The following is a 26,486-nucleotide window of genomic DNA, read 5'->3' on the forward strand; positions in this document are numbered from 1 at the left end:
CTCAGAACGGCGGGATGTCGCGATCAGGGCGACGGGAGCTGTTGCGTGCCCTGACGTCTCCCAGTGCCGCACGCAGGGTCTTCGAGCGGTCGTCCACGACCTGCTCGTAGCCGAGGCGCGCCGCCTCCGAGCGCCGCTGCGCCGCCTGCGTCACCGGCCGCACCTCACCGGCGAGGCTGAGCTCGCCGACAGCGGCGACCGTGCGCGGAACCGAGATCATCTGGATGGACCCGGCGACGGCGATCGCGATCGCGAGGTCGGCCGCGGGCTCCGTGAACCGCACCCCGCCCACCGTGGACACGTAGACGTCGAGGCTGCCGGTGGGCACCCCCGCCCGGCGCTCGAGGATCGCCAGCACCATGGCCACCCGCGAGGAGTCGAGGCCGTGCACGATGCGTCGGGGGTTCGGGGCGTTGCTCGGCACGGTGAGCGCCTGCACCTCGACGGGGAGTGCCCGACGGCCCTCGAGGGAGATGGCCACGCAGGTCCCGGGTTCGGAGGCGCCCTGCGACAGGAACAGGCCGGAGGGGTCGGGGACCTCGGCGATGCCGTCTCCGGTCATCTCGAAGCAGCCGACCTCGTCGGTGGGGCCGAAGCGGTTCTTGAGCGCACGGATGAAGCGCAGCGAGGTCTGCCGGTCGCCCTCGAAGTGGCAGACGACGTCGACGAGATGCTCCAGCACCCGGGGACCCGCCACCTGACCGTCCTTGGTGACGTGCCCGACGATGATGATCGGCAGGTCGCGCTCCTTCGCCACTCTGATCAGGGTCGCAGCGACCTCCCGCACCTGGCTGGGCTGACCGGCCGCGCCGTCCGTGAGGGAGGAGGACACGGTCTGCACGGAGTCGACGATGACGAGCTGCGGCTGCACCTCGTCGATGTGCCCGAGGATGGTGGCGAGGTCGGTCTCGCTCGCGAGGTAGAGCTCGTCATGCAGGGCGCCCGTCCGCTCCGCCCGCAGGCGCACCTGGGCCGGCGACTCCTCGGCGCTCGCGTACAGCACTCGTCGCCCGCTCCGCGCCGCCTGCGCGGCGACTTCCAGAAGCAGGGTCGACTTGCCCACGCCGGGCTCGCCGCTGAGGAGGATCGCGGCCCCCGGCACGATGCCGCCGCCGAGCACGCGGTCGAACTCACCGACGCCGCTCGTGCGCCGCGGAGCGTCCTGCGTGGTGATCTGCGTGATCGGCCGGGCGGCGCGATCGGCGGTCGGGGCGAGGGCGTTCACACGGCGGAGGATGCCGGTCTGCGTGGTCTGCTCCTGGACCGTGCCCCACTGCTGGCACTCCCCGCAGCGGCCGACCCACTTGGCCGTCGTCCACCCGCACTCGGTGCAGACATAGGCGGGGGGAGCGGGTTTCCGGGTGGCCATGCCCCCAGGCTATCGGCGGGATCAGACATCCCTATCGACCGGGGGATTATTCACGGCCCGGAGCCCCCGGCAGCCACCGGTCCCGACCGATAATTGAGTCATGTCCAACGGCGGGTCCGTCTGCGGGCCGATCTCCAGCTACTCCCGGGTGCGCATCCTGCACCTCCTCTTCGAGGCCGGGCACTCACATGCCTCCGGGGAACTCGCGATCGGCGATCTGTGCGAGGCCACCGGTCTCCACCCGAACACCGTGCGGGAGCACCTCCAGCGGTTGATCGAGGGCGGCTACGTCATCCCGACCGTCGAGCACCGCACTACCCGGGGCCGTCCGCGCACGCTGTACCGCGCCGCCACCGGGGCTCCCGAAGCCTCCAGTCCGGTCGCGCGGAACAAGGCCAAGGCCGCGGCCCGTCGGGGAGACCTCCTGCGCAGCGTGCTCCCCGGCACCGGAACGGCCCTCGGGAAGGACGCCACCTACCAGCTCGACGCCCTCGTCGAGCACCTGGAGGAAAGCGGCTTCGAGCCGGTCGTGGACGACCGCGGCCTGACCGTCGACCTGAGTCCGTGCCCCCACGCGGCGGGCCGGCCGGAGGACCGCCCCATGCTGTGCCAGGTGCATCTCGGCCTGATGCAGGGCATCCTGGCGGAAGCGGGGGGTCCGCTCGAGGCCGAGTGCGTGCGCGAGGCCGCGCTGCCCTCCGAATGCACCGTGCAGCTGCGCGACATCACCGCGCCGGCGTCGAACAGAACGGGAGTCGCTCATGGAATGGCTTGATCCGCTCGCCCTGGCCCGATGGCAGTTCGGCCTGACGACCGTCTACCACTACCTCTTCGTCCCGCTGACGATCGGCATGGCGCTCGTCGCCGCGATCTTCCAGACCGCGTGGGTGAGGACGGCCAAGGTCCAGTACCTGCACCTCACGCGATTCTTCGGGAAGATCTTCCTCATCAACTTCGCGATGGGGGTGGTCACCGGCATCGTGCAGGAGTTCCAGTTCGGCATGAACTGGTCGGACTACTCCCGCTTCGTCGGCGACGTCTTCGGCGCCCCGCTCGCGTTCGAGGGCCTGCTGGCCTTCTTCTTCGAGGCGACCTTCATCGGCCTCTGGATCTTCGGCTGGGACAAGCTGCCGCAGAAGCTCCACCTCGCCACCATCTGGTGCGTCTCGATCGGCAGCATCCTGTCGGCGTACTTCATCATCGCCGCCAACGCGTTCATGCAGAACCCGGTCGGCTACACGTACAACGAGGTGACCAACCGCGCCGAGCTCACCGACTTCTGGGCGCTGCTGACCAACCCCGTCGCCCTCGCCGCGTTCCCGCACACCATCTTCGGCGCGCTCATGTTCGCCGCCGGTGTCGTCATCTCGGTGTCGGCGTGGCACCTCGCCCGTGGCCAGCACTTCGACACCATGCGCGTCTCGCTGAAGTTCGGCCTCTGGGCGATGATCTTCTCCACCGCGGGCGTCGTGCTCACCGGCGACCAGCTGGGTCTGGCGATGTACGCCGCGCAGCCGATGAAGATGGCCGCCGCCGAGGCCACGTTCAATACCGTCTGCGGTGCCGACGCCTCCTTCAGCATCTTCACGCTGGGGACGCCGGACGGCAGCTCGGAGCTGTTCTCGATCCGGGTGCCGTACCTGCTGTCGCTGCTGTCGACCCACACGCTCGACGCCTGTGTGCACGGCATCAACGACCTGAACGCCGAGTACGCCCAGACGTACGCGAGCACCGGCCTCACCGACTTCGCCCCGGTCCTGTGGATCACGTACTGGTCGTTCCGCTGGATGATCGGCCTCGGCATGGCCGCCGCCCTCGTCGCCGTCGCCGGCCTCTGGGTCACCCGCAAGAAGGCGACCAAGCCGGTCGCGCCGTGGATGTGGAAGGTCGCGATCTGGTCGTTCCCGCTCGCCCTCGCCGCCAACATCATGGGCTGGGTGTTCACCGAGATGGGTCGACAGCCCTGGATCGTGTTCGGCCTGATGTCCACCCGCGACGGCGTCTCGCCCGGCGTGAGCGGGCTCGAGGTCCTGATCTCGCTGATCGCCTTCACCGCGATCTACGCCGCGCTCGCCGTGGTCGAGGTCAAGCTGATCGTCAAGGCCGCCCAGAAGGGGCCCGACACCGACGAACAGCCCCATGAGGAGACGGCTCAGCTGCCGTCGGTCGTGTACTGAGAGGAACGAGCATCATGGATCTCGCAACGATCTGGTTCTGGGTGGTCGCCTTCCTGTTCGTCGGCTACTTCGTCCTCGACGGGTTCGACTTCGGCGTCGGCATGTCGCTGCCTTTCCTCGGCAAGGACGACGTGTCCCGCCGGCAGGTCATCAACACGATCGGCCCTGTGTGGGACCTCAACGAGACCTGGGTCATCGTGGCCGGGGCCTCGCTGTTCGCCTCGTTCCCGGAGTGGTACGCCACCCTGTTCAGCGGGTTCTACCTGCCGCTGCTGCTCATCCTGCTGGCGCTCATCCTCCGCGGCGTCTCGTTCGAGTACCGCCACCAGCGGGAGAGCCGCAAGTGGAAGCAGGGCTTCGATCGGATGATCGTGATCGGCTCGGTCGTGCCGGCGCTGCTCTGGGGCGTCGCCTTCGGCAACATCGTGCAGGGCGTCGCGATCGATGAGAACCACATCTACGTCGGCGGCTTCTTCTCGCTGCTCAACCCGTACGCGCTGCTGGTCGGCGTGACGACCCTGCTGCTCTTCTTCCTGCACGGCGTGCTGTTCGTCGCGCTGAAGACGGACGGCCAGGTGCACGAGGACGCGCAGAAGCTCGCCAAGAAGGCCGCCATCCCGACGATCCTCGTCGCCGCCGCGACCGTGATCTGGACGGTCGCGATCGCGATGGGCCGCGAGGCTCCGCTGCTCTGGCTGGTCATCGGTGCCGGTGCGCTCGCGGCGGTCAGCCTGATCGCGGCGGTCGGCTTCTCGCTCGTCCGCCGTGAAGGGTGGGCGTTCTTCGCCGGCATGCTCACGGTCATGTTCGCCGTGGTCATGCTCTTCTCGGCGCTGTTCCCGTTCGTCATGCCGTCGACGATCGACCCGGCGTACAGCCTCACGATCGCCAACGCGTCCAGTACTCCGTATACGCTGCAGATCATGAGCTGGACCGCGCTGATCGCCCTCCCGCTGGTCATCGCGTACCAGACATGGACCTACTGGGTGTTCCGCAAGCGTGTCACGCGCCGGTCGATCGAGGGGGCTCCGGCGCACGCGTGAAACCCGTCGATCCGAGGCTGCTCCGATACGCGGCCGCCGCCCGGGGGTTCCTCCTGGCGTCGGCCGCGATCGGCGTCTTCCAGACCGCGGTGACGATCGCCTTCGCGTGGCTGCTGACCGAAGCGATCGTCGGCGCCATCGCGGGGCGCGACGTCACGGTCACGCTGCTCTGGCTGCTCGGGACGGCACTGCTGCGCGGTCTGCTCATCGCCGCCTCCGACGCCGCGGGCACGCAGGCCGCGGCCCGCACCGGGATGCAGCTGCGTGCGGCCCTCGTCGCGGCCGTCGGGCGGCTCGGGCCGGGCTGGCTCGCGCAGCGGAATCAGACGCAGATCGCCGTCACCGCCGGTCACGGCCTGGAAGCCCTGGACGCGTACTTCGCGCGGTACATCCCGCAGCTCGTGCTCACCGTCATCGCGACGCCCGTGCTCGTCGCGGTCATGTGGTGGCAGGACTGGCCGAGCGGACTCACGGCCGTCATCACCCTGCCGCTCATCCCGCTGTTCCTCATCCTCATCGGCATCGCGACCCGGACGGTGCAGAAGAAGCAGTGGCAGACGCTGCAGCACCTCGCCGCCCGGTTCGCCGACACGGTGCAGGGGCTGTCGACGTTGCGGCTTTTCGGCCGGGATCGTCGGGCGGCCGACCGCATCGAGGTGACCGCCGACGAGTACCGCCGCGAGACCATGAAGGTGCTCCGGTTCTCGTTCCTCTCCGGCTTCGCGATGGAGCTGCTGTCGTCGCTCGCGGTCGCGCTCATCGCGGTCGCGGTCGGTTTCCGGCTGCTGTCGGGTGACCTGAGCCTGGAGGTCGGGCTCTTCGTGCTGCTGCTCGCGCCCGAGGCCTTCCTCCCCATCCGTCAGGTCGGCGTGCAGTTCCACGCCGCAGCCGAGGGGGTCGCGGCCACGGAGGACGTGTTCGACGTGCTGGATGCGGCGCGCGACCGCGACCGGGGCAGGGTGCGTCTGCACGACCCGGACCCGGATGCACGACCGAACCGCGGGGATTCGGCCGGCAGCCGTGCCGAGGTCGTGCGGACGGATCGGCGGGGACTCGTGGTCCAGGGGCTGCGGGTACGGGATCTGCCGCCGGTGTCGTTCGTCGCGGAGCCGGGGACGGTGACCCTGATCGAAGGGCCGAGCGGGTCAGGGAAGTCGAGTCTGCTCGCCGCCCTGCGGGGAGCGGTGGACTACACGGGCACGGCGACCTGGGGCGGACGGGACGTCGTCGAGCTCGCGCCGTCCGACTGGCTCGCCTGGGCAGGACAGACGCCAGGGCTGATGCGCGGCACGGTCGCGGAGAACGTCGCCCTCGGGGATGCGGCTCCCGACCTCGCCCGTGTGCGCCGAGCCCTCGACGCCGCGTGCGCCGAAGGGATCGACGCTGACCGCGCGCTGGGCGTGCAGGGCGCAGGGTTGTCGGGAGGGCAGGCGCAGCGCGTCGCGGTGGCCAGGGCCCTGTACCGCCACGACGGCGCGCCGGACCGGATGCTCGCGCTCGATGAGCCCTCCAGTGCCCTCGACGCCGACACCGAGGAGTGGCTGTGGCGGTCGCTGCGCGCACGGGCGGATGCCGGCGCCACCGTCCTCCTTATTTCGCACCGCCGCTCGGCGAGAGACATCGCCGACCGGATCGTGGCGATGGGGGTGAGCGCATGACCGAGACGACCCGCGGCGACCGGGTCCGGGAGGTGCTCCGGCTCGCGCAGCCGCCGTTCCGACGGTTCCTCCCCGGGCTGATCTGGGGCGTGCTGTCGGCGGCCGCCGCGGTGAGCCTCCTCGCGGTGAGCGGCTGGCTGATCGTGAGCGCGTCGATCGTCGACTCCCTCGTGCCGCTGTCCATCGCGGTCGTCGGAGTGCGGTTCTTCGCCGTGACCAGGGCCGTCACGCGGTATCTGGAGCGGCTGAGCGGTCACGACGCCGCGCTCCGGCAGCTCGCGACGACCCGGTCCGACATGGTGCGCCGCCTCATCCCGCTCTCGCCGGCGGGGCTCGGCGCGACGGACCGGGGCCAGGTGCTCGCGGCGCTCGTCGACGACGTGGAGAACCTGCAGAACCTCCCGCTCCGGGTCGTGCAGCCGCTCGCGGTCTCGGGCGTCGTCGCCCTGGGGGCCGTCGGCTTCCTCGCCTTCGTCTCGCCGCCTGCCGCCCTCACCCTCGCGGTCTGCCTCCTCGTCGCCGCGCTCGCCGCCGTCGGGCTCGGCTGGATCTTCGGCTCTCGCGCGGAGGCCGCCGTGTCGGCGCGGCGGGCCGAGGTCTCCGCCGCCCTCGTCGACTACTTCGGCAGCCTCGACGTGCTCCTCGCGTTCGGTGCGGAGGCGCAGGCGCGGGAGCGGATCCGCGTCGCGGACGCCGCCCTGCGTCGGGTCGTCGGCCGGGCGTCGCTCGCACAGGCCGTCGCCGCCGGAGTCGTCTCGCTGATGGCCGGGGTCGCGTCCGTCTGGGCGCTCGCGGTGGCAGCCCCCGGCCTCGCCACCGGAGCCATCGACGCCCCGTGGCTCGCGGTCGCGGTGCTCGTGCCGATGGTCGTGTTCGAGGTGTTCGGTGCCGTGCCCATCGCGGCGGCGTCGTGGCGCAGCGTCCGCGCGAGTGCGGAGCGCATCGTGGACGTGCTGCCCGAACGGATGCCGCCGGAGCTGCGGACCGACGCGGGGGCGGATGTCGAGGTGAAGGGTGTGCCCGCCCTCACCCTGCGCGGTGCCACGGCGCATTGGCCCGGCGGCGCGGCGGCGTTGACCGGCGTCGACCTCGACCTCGCGCCGGGGGAGCGGGTGCTGGTCTCCGGAGCGAGCGGGGCGGGCAAGAGCTCTCTCGCAGCCGCGCTCGTCGGCTTCCTACGCGTGGACGGCGAATACCGGATCGGCGACCACGACGCGGCGGCGCTGTCCGGACCGGCGCTGCGCCGCGTCGTCGGTCTGTGCGAGCAGCAGCCGCAGCTGTTCGACGAGGACGTACGGCAGAACCTGCTCTTCGCCAGGGACACCGCCACCGACGACGAACTCCTCGCCGTCCTCGACCGCGTAGGGCTTGCGGCATGGGTCCGGGAGCGCGGGGGCCTCGATGCCCGAGTGGGCGACCGCGGTGCGCTGGTGTCCGGCGGTCAGGCGCAGCGGATCGCTCTGGCTCGCGCGCTGCTGCGGGGATTCCCGGTGCTCGTGCTGGACGAGCCGACGGCGGGCGTGGATCCCGAGGCCTCGGACGCCCTGCTGCGCGACCTGCTGGAGGCGACGGGGGAGCAGTCGGTGCTGCTCATCTCGCACGTGGCGCCGCCCGCGGGGACGGTCGACCGGGTCGTGCGGATCGAGGGCGGCCGGACGGTCTGAGCCTCAGCCGACGAGGTTCATGTCGGCGGGCGGCTCCATCACGATGCCCTGCGCCTCGAACGCGCGACGACGCTCCTCGATCCGGCGGTGCATCTCGACCTGCGCCTCGTCGACCAGACGCGGGTCGAGGTCGACGGTCGGCGGGTGCGGATCGCCGTGGTTCGCGGCGATGTACGCGTCGAGCTCGGGGCCGCTCGTCCAGGAGGTGATGAGCGCGTACCGCGGGCCCGTGCCGCGGTGCCACACGGCGTGCCAGAAGCGCTGCGTGTCGACGATGATCCGCGAGCCGGCGCGCAGCGGCAGCCGGACCTCGGTGGCCGGGTCGAACCGGTCGGAGCGGAGGATGAGCATCGAGTCGGTGTCGTCGGTGAGGTTGTCATACCCGCGCACCACCCAGCCGGTGCCGGGCTCGTTCAGGCGGTTGTTGTCGTCCTGGTGGAGGTTGTAGATCGCGTCGGCGTAGTCGTTCGGCTGGAGCTCGATCACGCGGCAGCGGCCGACGCCGGCGCCGGGGGCCAGGGCGCGACGCTGCAGGGTCGGGGCGATCGCGACCTGTGAAGGGATCCAGACGCCGTCCTTGTCGGTGCGCGGGGGCGTGTGGTTCCAGAAGCCGTTGCAGTCGATGTCGCCCGCGTAGCTCGTCAGGGGTGCGAACCGGGTGATGCCGGAGGAGCGCCAGCCGACGTACTCGAGGTCCTGCCACTCGGACGGGTCCACCGGGGTGCTCTCGTCGTCGAGGACCACGTATCCGGTCTCGGCGAGTGCCGCGGAGGTGATGAATCCCATGCTGCGTGCATCCTTCCCGTCGTTCTGCCCCCGGAGGCGGCGGGTTCTTAGGCAATCCTAATCCCGACCGAGGGATATTCTGAGGGCATGACGCAGCCCCAGGGTGCCCTTCTCGTGGGCAGTGTGAACTTCGACGACGCCGAGACCACGATGCGCACCGCTGCGGAGCTGCTCGGCGACCGGTTGCGCCGCATCCCGGACGGCGAGGTGGGCAAACGGTTCCACTGGATCATGTTCCAGCCCGACGTCATCGGCCAGGCGGACGGTATCGAGCGGATCGGCGACGAGCCCATCCCGTTCCCCGCCGGCATCGACGCCCGCGGCCTCCGCATCGCCGACGGTGTGGACCCTTCGGTGATCGCGCTGCCTCCGCTGGGGTACGCCTCCGCCGCCATCGAGTCGTACCGGCTGTTCGCGCGCTTGCGCGCCGAGGGGGCCGTTCCGGCGGGCACCCGGTTCCAGGTGTCGCTGCCGACCCCGCTCGCCGTCATCTCCTCCTTCTTCCATGGCGACGACCGGGCCGCGATCGAGCCCGTATACACCGCCGCGATGCGCCGCGAGCTCGATGAGATCCTCGCCGCGATCCCGCACGATGACCTTGCCCTGCAGTGGGATGTCGCCAGCGAGATGGGCATCATCGAGGGGGCCTCCGGCTACGGCGCCGTCATGGAGGCGTGGTGGCCCGGTGACCCGTTCGACGGGCTTGTCTCGCGTCTGGCCGCGCTCGTCGACGCCGTCCCGGACGACGTCGAGGTGGGTGTGCACCTCTGCTACGGCGACGCGGGGGAGAAGCACTTCTTCGAACCGACGGACGCCGGCTCCCTCGTCCGCTACGCCAACGCCGTCATCGCGGCGGCCCACCGTCCGCTCACCTGGCTGCACCTGCCCGTGCCGATCGGCCACGACGACGAGGCCTACTTCGCCCCGCTCGCGGACCTCGCCCCTGTCGAGGAGCTCTACCTCGGTCTCGTGCACCGGGAGGACGGTGCGGAGGGCGCCCGCCGCCGGATCGCCGCGGCGGCCCGGTTCGCCCCGGACTTCGGCGTCGCGACGGAGTGCGGCATCGGCCGTGCCCCCGCCGGCTCCACGGAGGGCATCCTCCGCGCCCACGCCGAGGTCGCCACCGCCTGGTGACCCGTCGATTCGCGCGCTCGGCCCCGGTGTCGTAAACTGATCCGCGGTGACGTGTCCGAGCGGCCGAAGGTGCAACTCTCGAAAAGTTGTGTAGGGTAACCCCCTACCGTGGGTTCAAATCCCACCGTCACCGCCATGGAAACCCCCTCTTCGCGAGGGGGTTTTTCCGTATCTCCGCGAGCGGCGTCATCGCTCACCGGCCTCCTGGACACCGACCACCTTGTCGATGAGGGTCGGGTCCCCGCCGAGGCGAGGATCGGTAGGAGTTCCTCGCCTCGGTTGAGCTGCAGCGGAACGGGTTCATGTCGGCCGCTGAAGGAGGAGCGGCCCATCGGGATCGTCGTCTTTCAGCTGGCGTGCTGGAGTCCGGTGATTGCGGAGGTGCCCAGGTCGCTCTTGGGGAGAAGTTCGCCCATGGGCGCGGAGGCGATCCACGATGCAGTGGTGCCGACGGCGGCCCAGTTGGAGTTGAGCAGCGTGAGGAGCGCGGTGTGCAGGGTCTTCGCGTCGACGGCCCCCGCCTCGTTAGCGAGGTTGACGGCTCCGGTGGCGTCGGAGAGGACTTCAACGCTGAATCCCAGACCCTCGGCCTCGACAGCGGATGCGAGGACGCAGTTGTTGGTCATGTAGCCGATGAGCGTGATGGCGTCGATGTCGTTCTCGCGCAGCCACTCTGCCAGGTCGGTGCCGGCGAAGACCGACCCGTGCTGCTTGATGATGCGCTTCCAGCTGTCGCGATCGCGGCGTTCCACCTCGGGGTGCAGACGGAAGCCGGGAGATCCCGGATCGAAGACAGGGGCGCCCTCGCCCATCGAGTGCTGGATGACAGCGACGGGCAGGCCTGCTTCGGCGGCGGTGTCGATCGCCTCCGCGATACGGGGCAGAGACTCCTCGTGAGGGGGGTATTGGATTTCGAGCGGACCACCGAAGTAGTCCTGCTGAACGTCGATGACGATGAGTGCGCGATTGGCCATGATGTCTCCGGGTCGGGTCCTCGCGGGTTCGAGGATCGGCATCCAGTCTTCGCTTCGCGTCGGTCGCGTACCATTGGCCTGAAGGCGCAATATCGATGACTTTGGGCCAATCGAGAGGATTCCATGCGCATCGCGATCTACGCGTTCGACGGGGTGACGATGTTCCACCTCGCGGTGCCTCAGATGGTCTTCGATGAGGTGACGCGACAGGGTCTCGATCAGTGGGATCCGGTTCTCTTCTCTGCGACGGGAGATGCTGTGGTCACCGCCGAGGGGTACGGGGTCGCAGGACTCGCCGGCCCGTCGGTGGCCGAGACGGCGGACCTCGTGGTGGTGCCTTCGTGGCATTCGGATGGCCGACCCGCGGACGCTGAGATCGTCGGCCTCTTGCAGTCGTCCCACCGCCGCGGGGCCGCGGTGGCCGGACTGTGCCTCGGTGCGATTCCTGTTGCGGATGCCGGACTGCTCGCCGGTCGTGCGGCCGTGACGCATTGGCAGGGGTTCGATCTGTTGGCCTCGCGGCACTCGGATATCCGGGTCGATCAGACCGTTCTGTACATCGATCACGGCGATGTCCTCACGTCTGCCGGCACTGCATCGGCGCTCGACGCATGCCTCCACGTGGTTCGCTCGAGACTAGGCTCGGCGGCCGCCAATCAGGTCGCGCGTCACCTCGTCATCGCGCCGCACCGTGACGGCGGCCAGGCTCAGTACATCGAACGCCCTCTGTCCCGGCCCGACCATGAACCGATCGCCGCTGTCCTCGACTGGGCGCTGCGGAACCTGAACGAGGATCTCTCGGTCGAGCGCTTGGCCACGCAAGCTCACATGAGCCGGCGATCGTTCGTCCGTGCCTTCCGGGTCTCGACCGGAGCGACCCCCGCAGCATGGGTGCGCTTGCGACGCCTGGACGAGGCGCGCCGGCTCCTCGAAGTCACGGACTTCTCCGTGGACCAGATCGCCAGCGAATGCGGGTTCGGCAGCCCCACCACCTTCCGCCAGCGCTTCGTCGACGCATACCGCGTCTCTCCGTCGCAGTACCGCCGACGCTTCGGGGACCCGGCCGATTCGCCGGGTCGATGAGCGCGGCGGCTTGAGGCGACGAGGCACGCCGACTCCGCGCCGTTCCACCGTCAGTGGTCGCTGCCGAGGTTGCCGGTGAGCCGGCCGTGGAACGCGGCGGCGGTGTCGTTGAGGCCTTCGATCGTCACGGTCTTGCCGTGGTGCTCGTACTTCGTGACGATCGCGTCGAGCGCGGCGACGGTCGAGGCGTCCCACACGTGCGAGCGGCTCATGTCGATGACGATGGTGTCGGGATCGTCGGCGTACTCGAACTGGGTGGTCAGGTCGTTGCTCGAGGCGAAGAACAGTTCTCCGTCGACGGCGTAGTGCGCGGCGGCGTCGTCGACGGTGCGAGTGACGCTGACGAAGTGCGCGACCCGCCGGGTGAACATGACCATCGCGGCGATCACGCCGAGCACGACGCCGATCGCGAGGTTGTGGGTCCACACGGTCGCGACGACGGTGATGAGCATGACGGCGGTTTCGCTCTTCGGCATCCGGCGCAGGGTCGAGGGGTGGATGCTGTGCCAGTCGAACGTGGCGACCGACACGAGGATCATCACCGCGACCAGTGCGGCCATCGGGATGATCGCGACGACGTCGCCGAGCACCAGCACGAGGATCAGCAGGAAGACGCCGGCGAGGAAGGTCGAGATGCGCGTCCGAGCCCCCGATGCCTTCACGTTGATCATGGTCTGGCCGATCATGGCGCAGCCGCCCATGCCGCCGAAGGCGCCGGAGAGGATGTTCGCGGCGCCCTGACCCCACGCTTCGCGGGTCTTCCGCGAGTGCGTATCGGTGATGTCGTCGACGAGCTTGGCGGTCATGAGCGACTCGAGCAGGCCGACGACGGCCATAGCGAGGGCGTAGGGCGCGATGATCTGCAGCGTCTCGACGGTCAGGGGCACGTTCGGGATGAAGAGCTCGGGCAGGCTGCGGGGCAGTTCGCCCTGATCGCCCACATTCGGCACTTTCCAGCCGAACACGGCGACCGCGGCGGTCAGCAGGATGATGGCCACCAGCGGCGCCGGGATGACCTTCGTGAACCGGGGCATCACGAACACGATGACGAGACCGACGGCCACGAGCGGGTACACCAGCCACGGGATGCTGTCACCGAAGAGTTGCGGGAGCTGCGAGGTGAAGATGAGGATCGCCAGCGCGTTGACGAAGCCGACCATGACGGACCGGGGGATGAAGCGCATGAGCTTCGCGACGCCGAGGACGGCGAGGACGACCTGGATGAGCCCGCCCAGCAGCACGGTCGCGATGAAGTAGTCCATGCCGTACTCGCGCGCCACCGGGGCGATGACGAGGGCGATCGCACCGGTGGCGGCGGTGATCATTGCGGGCCGTCCGCCGAGGAACGCGATCGCGACCGCCATGATGAACGACGAGAACAGGCCTACGCGCGGGTCGACGCCGGCGATGATCGAGAACGCGATCGCCTCGGGGATCAGCGCGATCGCGACCACGAGGCCGGCAAGCACTTCGCGGGTGAGCAGGCGAGGATTGCGCAGCGCCTGCAGGACCGTGGGTTCGATGCGGTATCGCGATGCGGCATCGCGACGCGGGGTGACGGTGGTCATGGGCCCTCCGGAGTCGGGCTCTCTCGTGAGAGCGGGGAGATGTTCGTGAGCGCGACGCTGCGCAGGCGTCGGTCAGTCCGACGCGAGAAGATGAGGGGATGTCGGACGCGAGAGCCGCGCCCGATCTGACTCTAACGTAACGTGAGTGTTGCGACGAAATCCAGCGGGAGGCGGCTAGTGAACGACGAGAGAACCATGCGCATCGGTGAGGTGACCGACCGCACCTCGTTGTCGTTCCGCACGCTCCGCCACTGGGACGACGTCGGCTTGGTGCAGCCGTCGGCCCGTACTGACGGCGGCTTCCGCCTCTACACCGAGAAGGACGTCGAGCGAATCCTGCTCATCCGACGGATGAAGCCTCTGGGGTACACGCTCGACGAGATGCGCGAGCTTCTCGACGTCGTCGACGCGCTGACCGCCGCTCCCGGTGACCACGCGCTGCGCGCCCGCCTCGGTGACATCCGCGAAGGCGCGCAGCTGCGGCGCCAGAAGCTCACGGAACAGCTGAACATGGCCGACGACTTCATGCAGCAACTCGATCGGCTCTGACCCACCCCGGACGAGTTCAGATCCCCCGGTCGCCGCCATGGAAACCCCCTCTTCGCAAGGGGGTTTTCCCGTATCCGAGGATCACTAGGCTGTTCCGATGAGTGGAGTCTCTAGGAATGACGGGGCGGTCGTGGCCACCGTCGGGGGTGCGGACACGAACGGAATCGGGCAGCTTCGCCGGTCGGAGATCGCAGCGGCAGTTGCTCTGTGGGATGCGTGCGGGCTCACCCGCCCGTGGAATGATCCGATCCAGGATGCAGAGCGCGCGCTGGCGGGACCGACGTCGACGATCCTTGTCGCACGATCCGAGGCCGGCGCCGTCGTGGCGACGGTGATGGTCGGCGTCGATGGACATCGAGGCTGGGTGTACTACCTCGCCGTGTCCCCGGACTTCCAGCGCCAGGGGTGGGGGCGCAAGCTGATGAACGCCGCGGAAGCGTGGCTGCGGGAGCAGGGTGCTCCCAAGGTGCAGCTCATGGTCCGTTCGAGCAACGCAGCGGTCGTCGGCTTCTATGCCGCGTTGGGCTACTCGGATCAGGAAACCGTCGTCCTGGGCAGATTCCTCGACCCGGAACGGGAGCGGATGAAACAGGAACTCTCCGGTCCTTCCTGACGGCGGACCGTCCGGCCTCCCTGAGCGTATCTCGCTGGAACGCGTCGGCGGAAGCCGTCAGCGTGCGCTCAGTGCGAAGGCCAGGACCGTTCCGAGAACGGTGCCAGCGAGCATCGCGGCAGCCGCCCAGCCGACGACGCGACCTCGGTCGACCTCGCGCTTCGTCGCGTACACGCCCGCGCCGAGGCCACCCGCCACCGCTGCTGTCATCGCCACGCCGGCGACGAGCGCCTGGACGCCGTAGTCGGGCGCCGGCGGAGGAGGGTCGACGAGCGGGATCGCGAAGCGGTACGTCATGACGACGCCGAGGACGACGAGCGAGACCGCGATCATCGCCGCGATCAGAACCCACGCTGTCGACGTGCGCATCCGTTCATCGTGTCCGCTTCATCCGTGCGCTCTCGAACTCAGAGGCTCGCGGTTCGCGCGGCTTCCTTCTCCGCGACGATCCTCCGGAGGCCCGAGCTGGAGAACCGGTGGTCCCGACTGTTGAAGTACAGGTCGATCCCGCTCGTCTCGCAGTAGGCGCGGCCGGTGAAGTCCCGATCACGGTATTCGTCGCCGACGATACGCACGTCGAGCTTGAAGGACCGAAGGATGTCCTCGAGGTCCTGCTCCGTCGAATACGGCACGATCTCATCGACGTACTGACAGCCGCGAAGCTGGATGTAGCGCTCCACGACCGTCTGGGTCGGCGCGTTCTTCTCCGGGCGGTCGAGGGTCGGATCCATCTGCAGACCGACGATGAGGTAATCGCACTGCCGCTTCGCCTCCGCGAGCATCATGATGTGCCCGGCGTGCAGCAGGTCGAACGTGGAGAACGTGATCCCCACTCGTGGTCCCGGGTTGTAGTCGCGTCGTTGCACCGTGGACTCGTCAGACAATGTGCCCCCTCAGTTCTCCCGTACTCTACCGGCCCACGCTCGCGCGTCGATTCCGGTCACGAAGCTGGACGCGTCAGCCGCCGTCGCCGAGTACCGGAACACCCCAGATCCGCGCCGCGTCGGAGAGCAAACGGTCCACGCCGTCCGGCGACTCCCGGCGAAGCGGTGCGTCGTCCCTGGTCACCGGGACCGGGATCGTGGCCGATCCCGCTCCCTGCGAGACGACGATCACGAGGGTCGGGTAGAGGAACGCGCCCTCCTGGATGGCACCTTTCGTCACGCCCTGGATCCGCTCGCGCGGCACGCGGTACGCGGTGAGGAGACGGCGCCCGCCGCGGACCACCCGGAATCCCGAAGGGTCGATGACGCCCGTCGGGCTCGCGGTCAGCAGCCCGCGGGGTGCGGCGCCGAGCCCGAGGAGCGGGATCGTGCGTGACAGGTACGCCGCCACACCGTTGAGCGCGTAGGAGCCGAAGGCCAGCGCCTGCGGCTCGTTCTCCTGTATTGCGCGCCGCTGAGCGCGCTGCAGTCGTTGCATGCGTCCGAGCACGATCCAGATGATCAGACCGGCGAGCGCCACTCCCGTCGCGAACACCAGCGAGGTCGCCACGGGCGGCTCGCCCTTGACCAGGGGGCGCACGAGTGTCCCCCAGACGAAGAACGCCGCCAGTGCCGCAGCTATCGCGAGCATCAGGCGGTTGGCGGGCGGGTTCTGGCGCACGGGGGCTCACTTTCCGGAAGCAGGGGGGACTGGGGCTGGGTGCCCTCACTCGCGGCGGGTCAGCCGCCCATCAGGAACGCGGCGGTGGGGAGCACCGACACGGCCCCCAGCACGACGCCGATGACGGGCCACGCGTACCCGCTGCGGTCGGTGCGAGCGAAGACGAGCCCGATGATGCCGAGGATGAGGGCGATGCCACCGAAGAGGAGCGCGAGCGGCAGGGTGACGAACAGCAGCCATCCGTAGTTCGGGTCCGCCGTTCCCGCGAGGACGAAGACGATCACCGTCGGCAGGATGCCCACGAGTGCCACGGCGGTCGCCGCCACCCCGCATCCGAAGGCGCGGCGACGGGGCAACGGGGAGATCTGGGTCACGGGGCGATCCTAGCCACCGCCCGGGCCTCGACGTCGCAGCACCACTGTGGCGGCGCAATCCTCTGGATCGCGCCGCCACCGTGGTCGCTGTCGTCGTTATTTCTGGATGAAGGCGAGGATGTCCGGGTTGATGACCTGAGCGTGCGTCGTCAGCATGCCGTGCGGGAAGCCCTCGTAGATCTTGAGCTCGGAGTTCTGGAGAAGCTCGTGCTGCTTGATGGCGGCGTCCTGGTACGGGACGACCTGATCGTCGTCGCCCTGGAGGACGAGGACCGGGACCGTGATGGCCTTGAGGTCCTCGGTCTGATCCGTCTCGGAGAACGCCCTGATGCCCTCGTAGTGGGCGAGGGCACTCCCGGTCATGCCCTGTCGCCACCAGTTGGCGACGGTCGGCTCCGAGACGTCGGCCCCGGGCCGGTTGAACCCGTAGAACGGACCCGATGCGACGGCCTGGAAGAAGTCGGCGCGGTTGGCGGCGAGCGCGTCGCGGAAGCCGTCGAAGACGGAGATCGGGGTGCCCTCGGGGTTCGCCTCCGTCTGGACCATCAGGGGTGGAACCGCGGAGACGAGCACGGCTTTGGCGACGCGTCCCTGGGGTTCGCCGTACTGCGCGACATAGCGGGCGACCTGGCCGCCACCGGTCGAGTGGCCGATGTGGATCGCGTTACGCAGGTCGAGGTGTTCGACGACGGCGTTCGCGTCGCTCGCGTAGTGGTCCATATCGTGGCCGATGCCGGTCTGCGACGAGCGGCCGTGGCCGCGTCGGTCACTGGCGACGACCCGGAATCCCTTGCTGAGGAAGTAGAGCATCTGGGCGTCCCAGTCGTCGGACGACAGAGGCCAGCCGTGGTGGAACATGATGGGCTGGGCGTCGCGAGGACCCCAGTCCTTGAAGTAGATCTCGGTGCCGTCGTCGGTGGTCACAAAAGGCATGCGTTTCTCCAGGGTGTGTCGAGTGGGGGAGGGGGAGTCAGGCGACTTCGGCCGCTGCGTCGATGATGTTCCTTCCCAGGGCGGGGGTCGTTGTCCGTCACGTTATGGGAGCGGTGCCACGGCTGTCGTGTCCCTCCCAAGGTCCCTCTCCTGGCCGCGGTCATGAGGATAAAATCGGCCGTGGCATCCGGAGTGCGATCAGTCCGAGAGGCGAGCGTTTCCGTCGTGGGTTCGGAGGGTATGAGCGAGCATCGTCATGCGGTGGCGGAGTACCTGCGTGCGCGTCGCGCTCTGCTGCAGCCCGAAGACGTCGGTCTGCCGCGCCTGCCGGGCCGTCGGGTCGAAGGCCTCCGACGCGAAGAAGTCGCGGCGTTGGCGCGGATCAGTGCGGAGTACTACATCCGGCTGGAGCGCGGGCACGACCACCAGCCGTCCGATCAGGTGCTTCTCGCGCTGGCTCAGGCGCTCCGCCTCGATGCCGACGCGACCGCCTACCTCCTCCGACTGAACAGCGGCGGTCTCCGGAATTCGATCTCACACCCGCCGATGGAGCAGAAGGTGCCGGCGTCCGTGCATGCGCTCCTTCAGCACTTGTCGCATACACCCGCCATCGTCATCGACGGCAATCAGGATGTGCTCGCGGGCAATGCCATCGCGAAGGCGCTGCAACCGGCATCCCTGCAGCCAGGAAAGAATCTCTTGCTGGCGACGTTCGACGTCGCGGCGAGGGACCGCGTGGGGGAGACATGGTTCGACCTCGCCACACGGATCACGGCATCGTTCCGGCTGCGCAGCGACCCGAACGATCCCCGGTTCCGGGAACTGCTCGCGACGCTCCTGATCCAGGATCCGGACTTTCCGGCGATCTGGGCACGCCACGATGTGCGCGAGCTCGGAACCGACGTCACTCGCCACCGGATCGAGCCCTTCGGTCTGGTGGACATCTGCTGGCAGCACCTACGGATCCCGAGCACGGACCTCGTGGTGGTGATGTTCGCCAACCCGCCGGGGTCGCCTGCCGCTGCGGCGATCCGCTATCTCGCCGAGACTCTGCGGGTCTCCTCGAGCTGACGCGTCCGGACCCACAGCGCATGCAGCGCCGTGCGGCACGGCCCGTCGGCCGGCGACCAGCGCATCTCCACCCGCTCGTCGCCATCCGGCTCGAGCCGGCACACGTACGCTTGCGTGCCGGTCATCGGGTGGAAGAAGTGCACGATGTCCGTCGCGCGGGGCGCGACCTCTGTCCCGGCCCAGTGCTCGACGAACGGCGGGCTGAGCGCGCCGAGCTCTCCGACGAGGTCGTCGAATCGCGGGTCCTTTCCGAAGCGACGGATGTTGGAGCGGAGCATGGTGGCGAGGTGACTCGCGGACTGCTCCCACTCTTCGAGCACCGTCCGAAACTCCGGATTCAAGAACAGCGAGCGGGCGAGATTGTTGCCCACCGAGAAGGCGGCTGACAGTGCGGTCGCGAGGGGGCTGGCGAAGACGACGTCGAGATGGCGGTCGAAGACGACGCGGACGGGTCCCGGCGTCGGTGCTGACCGTGACCCTGTTGTCTCGTCGCCCATACCGTCCAGCGTATCGACGGTCCCCGGGAGGAGGGGCGCCCTCCCGGGGACCCCTTCGGCGGAGACGCAGCCACGGACAGCGGAGAGTCGGGGCGAGCACCGAGACGCCCTTCCGTTCCGCGGCTTCGTCCGCTGGACTGTTCGCACTGACATCGGTCGAATCGGGAGGGGAACAGATGAACCTCAGCACTGGGAATGACGCCCACCCAGGGGCCGTCGCGGTGTTTCCAGGCCGGCGCGGCGGGGCCTGAAACCATGCGTTCGACGACACCGATGCCCGGGAACCCGTGGCCGCACGACATGATCATCACCGTCGACGATCGCCCCCACACGGTCCTCGAACTGCTGTGGATGCGGGAAGCGCACGGGCTGCGCCCCGTCGGTGACGCGCTCCCGCCGCTGCTGGTCGACAGGCCCGCGCCTGCAGCACGGCCCGTGGACGAGGAGACCCGCGAGCGCTGGTCGGCGGCGTGGTCGCGGGTCTGGGACGAGGTCGTCGCGCATGCGGCGGTCGAGCCTGACCAAGCCGTGCTCGACCGCCTGCTCGATGAGACTCTGAGTCCCGATGAACGTGCGGCCCTTCTGCGTCGGCTCGTCGGCCCCACGGCGCGGGATGAGTACGGGGACGACGTCCTCGACGATGCGGCCTATCGCGTATGGGAGCGACGCGGCTCCGAGGCGCACCTTGCGACGCAGCTCACGACGCTTGCGGACAGCCCAGAGCACCGGGAGGTCACGACACTCGCACATGCCTGGCGCCGGGGTCTCGAGAAGGTGGTGACCGTGCCGTGCCGCGGGACGTACGTCCGACAGATCGGACCTCGCGCCCTCCTCGTCACGGACGAGGTGCGGAGGGACCCCGCCTCGTATCGTGCGGCGCTCGACTCGTTCGGTCCAGCGTCCTCGCCGTCCCCGTCGACGGTCTGAGGCCCCGCACGGAGTCAGAGCACGAGGGGGAGGAAGGATCCGATCAGGCCCAGGACGCCCACCGTCGCGAAGACGATCCCGACGGTCCGCAGGACCCGACGCAGATGCGGCGGCTCGCCGATCCGGGCGCGTGAGGGATCGTTCGAGCTGTAGAACCCCTCGACCCACCCGTCGTCGGCGGGCGCACGCTCCCCGCGGCGGAGTGACCTCTCGTGGAAGTCGCCGCCCGCGAACCAACGGGCGGACAGGCGTCCGTCCCGATCGATCACGGCGATCTCGACCGGGACCCACTGGCCCTCGACGAGTCGGATCAGCAGCGCCACGATGAGGAGGGGTGCACCGATGCCGAGCCCTATCCAGGCCAGCACCTCGCCGACCACGGAGAGGGTATCGACGAGCTGCACGACTCCATCGTAGAGAGACAACCATGCGGAGCGTCGCCGGGGAGCGCATCAGCGCGTCGAGACGGGGTAGCGGCGCGCGGGGATGAGCCGGCCGAGGACGATGCCGGTCGCCACGACCACGGCGGCAGCGACCAGCACGGGGCTGACCAGGAACAGTGGGTCGGGTGCGGTGAGGCCCACCAGGGCCACGGTGGCGGTCGCGGGCGGATGCGGCACTTTGAGCAGGAGCATCGGAGCGGTGCTGAGTCCCGCGGCGATCGCCGCTGTCCAGACGGAGGGTCCGAGGATCGTTGCCGCTCCCAGGGCGACCGCGGCGCCGACCACGTGCCCGAGCACGACGTTGCGCGGTTGTGCGAGCGGGGACGCGGGAGCCAGTGCCACGATCGCCGCGCTGGCCGCGAACGGGAGCGCGAACAGCGGCAGCCCGGTCAGCGTGGCGACCCCGGCGAGCACCAGCAGTGAGGCGGTGGTGGCCGCGGTCGTGAGGAGAGCTTCAGGAACTCCCCTCACGGCCGGGCGCTTGAGAGGCGCCATCCTCAGTCCGGGAGACCGCGCAGGAAGGGGCGCATCAGGTTCGTCGTCTCCTCGAGACGCGTGGTGAGCGGGAAGTGCCCGGCGTCCAGCAACGCGACCTGCGCGTCCGGCACGTCCTGTGCGAATGCGCGTGCGCCGTCCGGCCCGAAGATCTCGTCGTGACGACCCCACGCGGCCAGCACGAGAGGCTGGTGACGACGCAGGTACTCCTGCCACCCCGCGTAGCGCCCGGGGTTGACCCCGTAGTCGGCGAAGAGTGCGCGCTGGATGTCCGCGTTGCCCGGACGGTCGAGGAAAGCCTGGTCGAGGGCCTCCAGCGTCGGGTCCACCAGCTCCAGGTCGTCCACGGGGACACCGTGGGTGTACTGCCAGTGGGTGCCTTCCCTGGCGGTGAGGCCCGCGAGGGCCTCCTCGTCTGCCGCGGTCGTTGTGCCCGCCCACCAGCGGCGCAGCGGATCCCAGAACGGAGTGAGGCCCGCGTCGTAGGCGTTGCCGTTCTGCGACACGATTCCCGTGATGCGGTCCGGGTGGCGTTCGGCGAGACGGAAGCCGACAGGGGCGCCGTAGTCGTGCACGAAGAGGGCGTACCGGTCGAGGCCGAGGGAATCGAGGAGTGCGTCGACGATATCGGCGAGGTGGTCGAAGGTGTATCCCCACTCCTGGGGTGAGGGCGCGGAGCTGAGGCCGAATCCGGGGTAGTCGGGAGCGATCAGGTGGAACTCATCGGAGAGCTCGTCGATCAGTGTGCGGTACATGACGGACGAGGTGGGGAAGCCGTGCAACAGCACGAGCGTACGGGCCTGCGGGTCACCTGCCTCCCGATAGAAGACGTCGAGGCCGTCGATGCGGGCGCTGCGGTGCGACTGGGTCACGGTGTGATCCTAACTGTTCATATTGCGATAGCCGGTTATGCCCGGTTCGTCGACGTTAGCCTCCCGATTCGCAACCTGTCAACTGTCGAATAGCGGTTATAGTTGACGCATGGACAGACCGCTCCGCGGCGAACCTCTCGCGCTCGACCTCGTCAACACCGCCTGGGTCGAGGGCGATCACCGGGTCGATCTCTTCGACGACCCCGCTGGCGTGTCCGCCTGGCTCGCGGAGCACCGGCTGCCGGGAGGTCGGGGGGCGCGAGCGGCGCTGGTCCGTGCCCGGGATGCGATCCGCGCGGCGGTGACCGGCGACACCGACCCGCTCGGTGTCGTCCTCGCGCACGGCTCACGTCGCCCGGGTCTCCGCCAGGGCGTGCCCAGCGAGGAAGTCATCGTCGACGACCCCGATTGGCACGCGGCGTGGGTCGCGGCGGCCGACCTGGTCCGCCTCTACGGCGAGCGCCCGGAGCGCATCCGCCCCTGCGCGAATCCCGAATGCGTCCTGTGGTTCTACGACACGAGCAAGAGCGGCCAGCGCCGTTGGTGCTCCATGCAGGGGTGCGGCAATCGGATGAAAGCCGCGCGGTTCTACGACAAGCACGTCAGGCCGAAGGCGGCCCGCTGAACCTGGAGCGTCCCACGGATAGTCTGGCGCGCATGACGGATTCCGCAGACGTCCCGACATCCCGCCCGATGGATGCCTGGCTCGACGCTCTCAGTCAGCCCACGGGATCACCGGGCGGAGGGGCGGCGTCGGGCGTGATGCTCGGTCTGGCGGCAGCGCTGATGGGCATGGTCGCCGGATACACCCCCGATGTCCGCGCCGTCGCCGAGAGCGCGGACCGGCTCGTCCGCGTTCGTACGGAGCTCCTGGAGGCCGTCGAAGCGGATGGTGTGGTGTCGGCGAGCTTCGGGGCCGCGCTCGCGATGTCACCGGATGACCCCGCGCGGGAGGAGCGCGTCCGTGACGCCGCCGTCGAGGCCGCGCAGTCGGTCGCGCGGCTCGGCCGCATCGGCGTGACCCTGGTCCCCGAGGCTCGCACGCTCGCGTCGGACGGCAATCCTCACGTCGCCGTGGACCTCGCCGTCGCGACGGAGGCGCTGCACGCGGGCCTGTCGGGTGCGTCCCTAAACCTGCGGGCGAATCTGCAGCTCGCCAGGCGGCACGGAGCCTCCACGTCGATGCTGACGGCCCTGCAGGAAGAGATCGGTCGCGTGGCCGAGGCGCGCACTCAGGTCGCACGGATCACCGCGGAGCTGTCCGCGCGCCTGGACTGAGCGTCACCGCCTCACCCCTGCGTGAGGCGGTAGGAGGGACCGCGCAGCGCCCGCACCGAGGGATACGTGTCCGCCCCGGGGAGCGGGCGACGATCGATGTCGAAGCGCAGGGCCGCGTCGTCCTCGGCCCGGGCGGAGTCGAGCCGCACGTCGGCGAACGGATGCCACCGTCCGCCCGGCGAGGCGAAGTACAGCCGGAGCGTCCACGGCTCGCTGTCCACCGCCCGGCGGAGCTCGGCGAACCCGCCCGGAAGTCTCCGCGACGGGACGGTGCGCGCGCACAGCATGACCGGGCCGCGAGCAGTCCGGTACGGCACGACGCTGCTCAGCGTCGCCCGGGTCGGCGTGAGGCGGGGGAGGAGCAGAAAGCGTCCCGGGACGCCGATGCCCGTCGAGGCCAGCTGGAGGTCGATCTCCTCTCCGCCCTGCGCCCACCTCATGCCGAGACCGTAGACGTCCGGCATCCACGGCGGCAGGCCGACCGAGCGCGAGACGCGCACCACGACCGGCACGTCGGCTGCCGGCGGATCGTCGATCCCGCGGATGCCGGAGCCGGGGTCAGACCGCATCACCAGCCTCCCGTCGAAGATCGCACCGTGCGCGTGGATCGGCCGAGGTCGTCGGACGAGGAGGATCGCCGCCATGATCCCTCGAAGGGCGAGGCCCCCGGATCGGGACAGGAAGGTGCTCATGTCGCCAGGGTCGCCCGGTGTTCTGCGAGGAGCGACCCCTTGGCGCCGCTCCTCGGGGACAGGTTAAGATGCGGGGCGGCTCTGCAGGGCATCGTCGAGCACGGTCGCGGAGTAGGCGATGGCCTGCTCTCCGTCCTCGATGTCCCAGAGCGTGTTCTGGAGAAGTCGCGCCGCAGTCCACGCGGTCGCGCGGTCCCGGTCGAGCTGGAGCATGTCGGTGAGGATGTCGAATCGGCGGCGGACGATGCGCGCGGCGTCCGTCCTCCTGGGGTCGCTGCTCCACCCGCTGTCCAGCACGGGCCAGAGATCGAAGCCGGCGTCGCCGATGAGGGGCTCCGGGTCGATCGCCAACCAGGGCTCTCGGTCCGCATGCAGCACGTTTCCGAAGTGCATGTCCCAGTGCAGGAAGCGATCGCCCGCCTCCGCCGCGACCTCGCCGACCCGGCGCACCCAGCGGTCGAACCGCCGCCGGTCCTCAGCGGTGAGCGTCCTCCTCGCCTCCGGCGCTCGGTGAAGCATCTGCTGCACGACCGTTCCGAGGAGCGGGAGACCGTCGGGAGGGCGGATGCCGTGCAGGCGCGCGAGAAGGGCGCCGACGACGCGGGTCGCCTCGTCGTCATCCGTGACGCCCTCCAGACTCCGCTCGGGATCGAGACGCTCCAAGAGCAGTCCGCCGCGCTCGGCATCGCTCGCGAGCAGCCGCACGATCCCTTCACCGTCCCACTGACCCAGGCCGAGAACGGCCGCGTCGACCTCCGGACCGGGCGGCTGCACTTTGAGCGCAGCCGCCTCCCCGTCCGCGCCTCGAACGGGAAGGACGATGCCGGCTTCGCCGGAGCGGATCGGGCCGTCCTGTCGCAGATGCCATCTCTCTCTGAGATGGTCTGCGGTGGCGAGGAGCATCCGAAGCCGCGAGGCGCGATCGGGATCCGGCGCTCCGGACGCACCGGTCGCCGAGGGGGCCGTCCTGGGTGTCTGCTCCACGCCGACAGTCCACCACAGCCCGCGGCGCGCGCGGAGGGGCCGATGTCACGGCGCGCCGACAGCGCCCTCGAGGGTCTCGACGACGATCTCGCCCGCGGTGTGCCGGCGGCTGCTGCGGAGAAAGAGAGCGGCGAGGATCGCGACGGCCGCAGTGACGCCCGCGCCGACGAGCATCGCCGCGTGCAGGCCGGACAGGAAGGCGTCCTGCGCCACGCCCACCTCCTCGGCGCTGAGCCCGGCCGGCACGATTCCCTGGGCCAGGGCGTCGTTCTGGGCGGGCGACAGGCCGAGCAGCGCCCCGCCGCGGGTGCTGCCTGCTGCAACGACGGCGGCGAACACCGCGGTTCCGAGGGCCCCGCCGAGCTGGAGCATGGTGGCCTGGAAGCCGCCGGCCACGCCGGCGAGATGCACGGGCGCACTGCCGACCACGGCGTCCGCGCCCGCCGTCATGGTCAGCCCGACGCCGAGCGCCAGTGTCACGAAGGGGACGGCCATGGCGATGTACGGCGTCTCGACACCCGTGGGGGTGAGCGCCGCCAGCGAGAGCGCGACGAGGGCGAGCCCGATCGTCATCGTCACGCGGATGCCGAGGCGACTGACGAGCACCGCCCCGAGGGGGGAGGCGACGATGGACACGGCGGACAGCGGCAGGAGCATGACCCCGGCCATCACGCCCTCGACGCCGCGGAGGTTCAACAGGAACAGACTCAGGAAGAACGTCACCCCGAGCAGGGCGAAGAAGTTCGCGGCGACGGCGAGGCCGCCGATCGAGAAGCCGGGCTCGCGGAAGAGCGTCATCGGCAGCAGCGGGTGGGAGCTGCGGTGCTCGACGAGCACGAAGACGACGAGGACGGCCACGGCCCCCGCGAGAACGAGCACGGTCCGCAGATCCCCCCACCCCCACTCCTCGGACTGCACGATCGCGAGCACCAGTCCGGCGAGGCCGATGGCGAGCAGGATCAGTCCCGGCACGTCGAAGCGCACGCGCGCGCTTCCGGCGGTCGACTCCCTCACGACGAGCGCGGCGAAGACCACGGTCAGCAGGGCGATGGGTGCGTTGATGAAGAAGATCGACTCCCAGCCGAGGGTGGCCACGAGAGCCCCGCCGACGATGGGGCCCGCGGCGATCGCCACCGAGGACACGCCGCCCCAGATCCCCACGGCCATGCCGAACTTCTCCCGGGGGAACGTCGCCCGCAGGATCGACAGCGTCTGCGGCATGAGCAGCGCCGCACTCACGCCCTGCAGTGCACGGAACACGATGACGCCGACCGCACTGCCGATGAGGCCGATTGCGACCGACGTGAGCGCGAAGGCGACGACGGCGATGATGTAGACGCGCCGGCGGCCGAAACGGTCGCCGAGGGTGCCGCCGAGGATGAGGCAGACGGCGAGTCCGAGCAGATAGGCGTGGGTGACCCACTGCAGCTCGGTGAACGTCGTCCCCAGCGACGCCGCGATCGCGGGGTTCGCGATCGAGACGACGGTGGCGTCGAGACCCACCATGAAGAGGCCGAGCGAGACGGCGATGAGAGTGGCGATCGGGTGTCCGCGCAGGCCGCGCCGCGCGCCTGCGGTGGGAGAGGGGGTCGAGGTCATGGCAGTGCTTTCGTCGTGTCGGGATCGGGGGCGCGACGAGCACAGGGCTTCGCGAGGTGCGCCGTCGGATGCCCGGAGGACCTGGGTGGCAGCGACGA

At 69.8% G+C, this 26,486-nt stretch carries 29 protein-coding genes and 1 tRNA gene; 14 read left to right on the forward strand and 16 right to left on the reverse strand.

The features are described from left to right. Position 1 precedes the first annotated feature (1 nt). A complete protein-coding gene (radA, locus tag CYL12_RS14845) occupies positions 2 to 1,369 on the reverse strand; it encodes a DNA repair protein RadA (protein ID WP_101848267.1) in 1,368 nt (455 codons plus the stop codon). A gap of 100 nt (positions 1,370 to 1,469) precedes the next feature. Here radA and CYL12_RS14850 point away from each other — a divergent pair, with 100 nt between their 5' ends. The 5 genes from CYL12_RS14850 to cydC are packed head-to-tail and all read left to right on the forward strand — an operon-like array spanning position 1,470 to position 7,911. Then, positions 1,470 to 2,144: a helix-turn-helix transcriptional regulator gene (locus CYL12_RS14850; protein WP_101848268.1), complete on the forward strand. Its 675-nt coding sequence runs from the start codon at positions 1,470 to 1,472 to the stop codon at positions 2,142 to 2,144. After that, on the forward strand, positions 2,131 to 3,546 hold the full coding sequence (locus CYL12_RS14855; protein WP_101848269.1) for a cytochrome ubiquinol oxidase subunit I: 1,416 nt from the start codon (positions 2,131 to 2,133) through the stop codon (positions 3,544 to 3,546). The genes CYL12_RS14850 and CYL12_RS14855 overlap by 14 nt, the downstream gene beginning before the upstream one ends. Before the next feature lie 14 nt (positions 3,547 to 3,560). Next, a complete protein-coding gene (gene cydB, locus CYL12_RS14860) occupies positions 3,561 to 4,589 on the forward strand; it encodes a cytochrome d ubiquinol oxidase subunit II (RefSeq protein ID WP_101848270.1) in 1,029 nt (342 codons plus the stop codon). Further along, positions 4,586 to 6,247: a thiol reductant ABC exporter subunit CydD gene (gene cydD / locus CYL12_RS14865; RefSeq protein ID WP_233486764.1), complete on the forward strand. Its 1,662-nt coding sequence runs from the start codon at positions 4,586 to 4,588 to the stop codon at positions 6,245 to 6,247. The genes cydB and cydD overlap by 4 nt, the downstream gene beginning before the upstream one ends. After that, positions 6,244 to 7,911: a thiol reductant ABC exporter subunit CydC gene (gene cydC, locus CYL12_RS14870; RefSeq protein WP_101848272.1), complete on the forward strand. Its 1,668-nt coding sequence runs from the start codon at positions 6,244 to 6,246 to the stop codon at positions 7,909 to 7,911. Before cydD ends, cydC begins: the two co-directional genes overlap by 4 nt. Positions 7,912 to 7,914: 3 nt before the next feature. Here cydC and CYL12_RS14875 read toward each other — a convergent pair whose 3' ends face one another. Next, complete coding sequence (locus CYL12_RS14875; protein ID WP_101848273.1) at positions 7,915 to 8,697, reverse strand: hypothetical protein; 783 nt, start codon at positions 8,695 to 8,697, stop codon at positions 7,915 to 7,917. Positions 8,698 to 8,784: 87 nt separating this feature from the next. On the opposite strand from CYL12_RS14875, the gene CYL12_RS14880 reads away from it, so the two are divergent. After that, positions 8,785 to 9,831: a hypothetical protein gene (locus CYL12_RS14880; protein WP_101848274.1), complete on the forward strand. Its 1,047-nt coding sequence runs from the start codon at positions 8,785 to 8,787 to the stop codon at positions 9,829 to 9,831. Positions 9,832 to 9,876: 45 nt separating this feature from the next. Continuing rightward, positions 9,877 to 9,967, forward strand: a tRNA-Ser gene (locus CYL12_RS14885). Between the two features lie 211 nt (positions 9,968 to 10,178). Here the strand turns inward: CYL12_RS14885 and CYL12_RS14890 are convergent. Further along, positions 10,179 to 10,805 carry a cysteine hydrolase family protein gene (locus CYL12_RS14890; RefSeq protein WP_101848838.1) on the reverse strand — a complete coding sequence of 209 codons (627 nt, stop codon included), beginning with the start codon at positions 10,803 to 10,805 and terminating at the stop codon, positions 10,179 to 10,181. A 123-nt stretch (positions 10,806 to 10,928) separates the two neighbouring features. On the opposite strand from CYL12_RS14890, the gene CYL12_RS14895 reads away from it, so the two are divergent. Beyond that, positions 10,929 to 11,888, forward strand: a complete 960-nt coding sequence (locus CYL12_RS14895; protein ID WP_101848275.1) for a GlxA family transcriptional regulator — start codon at positions 10,929 to 10,931, stop codon at positions 11,886 to 11,888. A 50-nt stretch (positions 11,889 to 11,938) separates the two neighbouring features. Here the strand turns inward: CYL12_RS14895 and CYL12_RS14900 are convergent, their stop codons facing one another. Further along, positions 11,939 to 13,456, reverse strand: a complete 1,518-nt coding sequence (locus CYL12_RS14900; RefSeq protein WP_101848276.1) for a SulP family inorganic anion transporter — start codon at positions 13,454 to 13,456, stop codon at positions 11,939 to 11,941. A gap of 195 nt (positions 13,457 to 13,651) precedes the next feature. Between CYL12_RS14900 and CYL12_RS14905 the strand changes: the two genes are divergently transcribed. After that, positions 13,652 to 14,005: a MerR family transcriptional regulator gene (locus CYL12_RS14905; RefSeq protein ID WP_199399144.1), complete on the forward strand. Its 354-nt coding sequence runs from the start codon at positions 13,652 to 13,654 to the stop codon at positions 14,003 to 14,005. 97 nt (positions 14,006 to 14,102) lie between these two features. Further along, positions 14,103 to 14,618 carry a GNAT family acetyltransferase gene (locus tag CYL12_RS14910; protein ID WP_101848278.1) on the forward strand — a complete coding sequence of 172 codons (516 nt, stop codon included), beginning with the start codon at positions 14,103 to 14,105 and terminating at the stop codon, positions 14,616 to 14,618. Positions 14,619 to 14,675: 57 nt separating this feature from the next. Here the strand turns inward: CYL12_RS14910 and CYL12_RS14915 are convergent, their stop codons facing one another. From CYL12_RS14915 to CYL12_RS14935, 5 genes are all read right to left on the reverse strand, one after another. Next, positions 14,676 to 14,987 (reverse strand): hypothetical protein, encoded by a 312-nt coding sequence (locus CYL12_RS14915; RefSeq protein ID WP_101848279.1) that lies wholly within the window; start codon positions 14,985 to 14,987, stop codon positions 14,676 to 14,678. Positions 14,988 to 15,025: 38 nt separating this feature from the next. Beyond that, a complete protein-coding gene (locus tag CYL12_RS14920; protein ID WP_199399145.1) occupies positions 15,026 to 15,502 on the reverse strand; it encodes an adenylyltransferase/cytidyltransferase family protein in 477 nt (158 codons plus the stop codon). Positions 15,503 to 15,575: 73 nt separating this feature from the next. Then, complete coding sequence (locus tag CYL12_RS14925) at positions 15,576 to 16,223, reverse strand: hypothetical protein (RefSeq protein WP_101848281.1); 648 nt, start codon at positions 16,221 to 16,223, stop codon at positions 15,576 to 15,578. A 59-nt stretch (positions 16,224 to 16,282) separates the two neighbouring features. Continuing rightward, entirely contained in the window at positions 16,283 to 16,597 is a 315-nt protein-coding gene (locus CYL12_RS14930; RefSeq protein ID WP_158297199.1) for a hypothetical protein, read from the reverse strand. 96 nt (positions 16,598 to 16,693) lie between these two features. Next, entirely contained in the window at positions 16,694 to 17,530 is an 837-nt protein-coding gene (locus CYL12_RS14935) for an alpha/beta fold hydrolase (protein ID WP_101848283.1), read from the reverse strand. A gap of 240 nt (positions 17,531 to 17,770) precedes the next feature. Between CYL12_RS14935 and CYL12_RS14940 the strand changes: the two genes are divergently transcribed. After that, positions 17,771 to 18,601 (forward strand): MmyB family transcriptional regulator, encoded by an 831-nt coding sequence (locus tag CYL12_RS14940; RefSeq protein WP_158297200.1) that lies wholly within the window; start codon positions 17,771 to 17,773, stop codon positions 18,599 to 18,601. Here CYL12_RS14940 and CYL12_RS14945 read toward each other — a convergent pair. Further along, positions 18,565 to 19,098: an MmyB family transcriptional regulator gene (locus CYL12_RS14945; protein ID WP_101848285.1), complete on the reverse strand. Its 534-nt coding sequence runs from the start codon at positions 19,096 to 19,098 to the stop codon at positions 18,565 to 18,567. The two genes, CYL12_RS14940 and CYL12_RS14945, sit on opposite strands and share 37 nt — an antisense overlap. 255 nt (positions 19,099 to 19,353) lie before the next feature. Here CYL12_RS14945 and CYL12_RS14950 point away from each other — a divergent pair, with 255 nt between their 5' ends. After that, positions 19,354 to 20,025: a hypothetical protein gene (locus tag CYL12_RS14950; protein WP_199399146.1), complete on the forward strand. Its 672-nt coding sequence runs from the start codon at positions 19,354 to 19,356 to the stop codon at positions 20,023 to 20,025. Between the two features lie 14 nt (positions 20,026 to 20,039). Here CYL12_RS14950 and CYL12_RS14955 read toward each other — a convergent pair whose 3' ends face one another. The 3 genes from CYL12_RS14955 to CYL12_RS14965 are packed head-to-tail and all read right to left on the reverse strand — an operon-like array spanning position 20,040 to position 21,835. After that, entirely contained in the window at positions 20,040 to 20,429 is a 390-nt protein-coding gene (locus tag CYL12_RS14955) for a hypothetical protein (protein WP_101848287.1), read from the reverse strand. A 48-nt stretch (positions 20,430 to 20,477) separates the two neighbouring features. After that, positions 20,478 to 20,939, reverse strand: coding sequence for an HPP family protein (locus CYL12_RS14960; protein WP_158297201.1), 462 nt, complete (start codon positions 20,937 to 20,939; stop codon positions 20,478 to 20,480). A gap of 26 nt (positions 20,940 to 20,965) precedes the next feature. Further along, entirely contained in the window at positions 20,966 to 21,835 is an 870-nt protein-coding gene (locus tag CYL12_RS14965) for an alpha/beta fold hydrolase (protein WP_101848289.1), read from the reverse strand. Between the two features lie 109 nt (positions 21,836 to 21,944). Here CYL12_RS14965 and CYL12_RS14970 point away from each other — a divergent pair, with 109 nt between their 5' ends. Together CYL12_RS14970 and CYL12_RS14975 are read left to right on the forward strand one after the other, a co-directional pair. After that, positions 21,945 to 22,460, forward strand: coding sequence for a CGNR zinc finger domain-containing protein (locus CYL12_RS14970; protein WP_101848290.1), 516 nt, complete (start codon positions 21,945 to 21,947; stop codon positions 22,458 to 22,460). A 32-nt stretch (positions 22,461 to 22,492) separates the two neighbouring features. Continuing rightward, entirely contained in the window at positions 22,493 to 23,113 is a 621-nt protein-coding gene (locus tag CYL12_RS14975) for a cyclodeaminase/cyclohydrolase family protein (protein ID WP_101848291.1), read from the forward strand. An 11-nt stretch (positions 23,114 to 23,124) separates the two neighbouring features. Here CYL12_RS14975 and CYL12_RS14980 read toward each other — a convergent pair whose 3' ends face one another. The 3 genes from CYL12_RS14980 to CYL12_RS14990 form a co-directional block, all read right to left on the reverse strand. Further along, positions 23,125 to 23,805, reverse strand: coding sequence for a hypothetical protein (locus CYL12_RS14980; RefSeq protein ID WP_158297202.1), 681 nt, complete (start codon positions 23,803 to 23,805; stop codon positions 23,125 to 23,127). A gap of 63 nt (positions 23,806 to 23,868) precedes the next feature. Beyond that, the gene (locus tag CYL12_RS14985) at positions 23,869 to 24,789 is read right to left on the reverse strand and encodes an aminoglycoside phosphotransferase family protein (RefSeq protein WP_233486765.1); all 921 of its coding nucleotides are present in this window, start codon (positions 24,787 to 24,789) and stop codon (positions 23,869 to 23,871) included. Positions 24,790 to 24,834: 45 nt separating this feature from the next. Further along, entirely contained in the window at positions 24,835 to 26,388 is a 1,554-nt protein-coding gene (locus tag CYL12_RS14990; RefSeq protein WP_101848294.1) for an MFS transporter, read from the reverse strand. Positions 26,389 to 26,486: the final 98 nt, after the last annotated feature.

The organism is Zhihengliuella sp. ISTPL4 (assembly GCF_002848265.1).
Classification (GTDB): Bacteria; Actinomycetota; Actinomycetes; order Actinomycetales; family Microbacteriaceae; genus Microbacterium.

Excerpts from the sequence above, each read along its gene's own strand:
- CYL12_RS14880 (WP_101848274.1), top strand. The coding sequence starts at position 8,785 with ATGACGCAGCCCCAGGGTGCCCTTCTCGTGGGCAGTGTGAACTTCGAC.
- CYL12_RS14980 (WP_158297202.1), bottom strand. The coding sequence starts at position 23,805 with ATGAGCACCTTCCTGTCCCGATCCGGGGGCCTCGCCCTTCGAGGGATC.
- CYL12_RS14910 (WP_101848278.1), top strand. The coding sequence starts at position 14,103 with ATGAGTGGAGTCTCTAGGAATGACGGGGCGGTCGTGGCCACCGTCGGG.
- radA (WP_101848267.1), bottom strand. The coding sequence starts at position 1,369 with ATGGCCACCCGGAAACCCGCTCCCCCCGCCTATGTCTGCACCGAGTGC.
- CYL12_RS14945 (WP_101848285.1), bottom strand. The coding sequence starts at position 19,098 with ATGGGCGACGAGACAACAGGGTCACGGTCAGCACCGACGCCGGGACCC.
- CYL12_RS14900 (WP_101848276.1), bottom strand. The coding sequence starts at position 13,456 with ATGACCACCGTCACCCCGCGTCGCGATGCCGCATCGCGATACCGCATC.
- CYL12_RS14850 (WP_101848268.1), top strand. The coding sequence starts at position 1,470 with ATGTCCAACGGCGGGTCCGTCTGCGGGCCGATCTCCAGCTACTCCCGG.
- CYL12_RS14855 (WP_101848269.1), top strand. The coding sequence starts at position 2,131 with ATGGAATGGCTTGATCCGCTCGCCCTGGCCCGATGGCAGTTCGGCCTG.
- cydC (WP_101848272.1), top strand. The coding sequence starts at position 6,244 with ATGACCGAGACGACCCGCGGCGACCGGGTCCGGGAGGTGCTCCGGCTC.
- CYL12_RS14875 (WP_101848273.1), bottom strand. The coding sequence starts at position 8,697 with ATGGGATTCATCACCTCCGCGGCACTCGCCGAGACCGGATACGTGGTC.
- CYL12_RS14975 (WP_101848291.1), top strand. The coding sequence starts at position 22,493 with ATGACGGATTCCGCAGACGTCCCGACATCCCGCCCGATGGATGCCTGG.
- CYL12_RS14895 (WP_101848275.1), top strand. The coding sequence starts at position 10,929 with ATGCGCATCGCGATCTACGCGTTCGACGGGGTGACGATGTTCCACCTC.
- CYL12_RS14905 (WP_199399144.1), top strand. The coding sequence starts at position 13,652 with ATGCGCATCGGTGAGGTGACCGACCGCACCTCGTTGTCGTTCCGCACG.
- CYL12_RS14970 (WP_101848290.1), top strand. The coding sequence starts at position 21,945 with ATGGACAGACCGCTCCGCGGCGAACCTCTCGCGCTCGACCTCGTCAAC.
- CYL12_RS14990 (WP_101848294.1), bottom strand. The coding sequence starts at position 26,388 with ATGACCTCGACCCCCTCTCCCACCGCAGGCGCGCGGCGCGGCCTGCGC.
- CYL12_RS14950 (WP_199399146.1), top strand. The coding sequence starts at position 19,354 with ATGCGTTCGACGACACCGATGCCCGGGAACCCGTGGCCGCACGACATG.
- cydB (WP_101848270.1), top strand. The coding sequence starts at position 3,561 with ATGGATCTCGCAACGATCTGGTTCTGGGTGGTCGCCTTCCTGTTCGTC.
- CYL12_RS14915 (WP_101848279.1), bottom strand. The coding sequence starts at position 14,987 with ATGCGCACGTCGACAGCGTGGGTTCTGATCGCGGCGATGATCGCGGTC.
- CYL12_RS14935 (WP_101848283.1), bottom strand. The coding sequence starts at position 17,530 with ATGCCTTTTGTGACCACCGACGACGGCACCGAGATCTACTTCAAGGAC.
- CYL12_RS14940 (WP_158297200.1), top strand. The coding sequence starts at position 17,771 with ATGAGCGAGCATCGTCATGCGGTGGCGGAGTACCTGCGTGCGCGTCGC.
- CYL12_RS14890 (WP_101848838.1), bottom strand. The coding sequence starts at position 10,805 with ATGGCCAATCGCGCACTCATCGTCATCGACGTTCAGCAGGACTACTTC.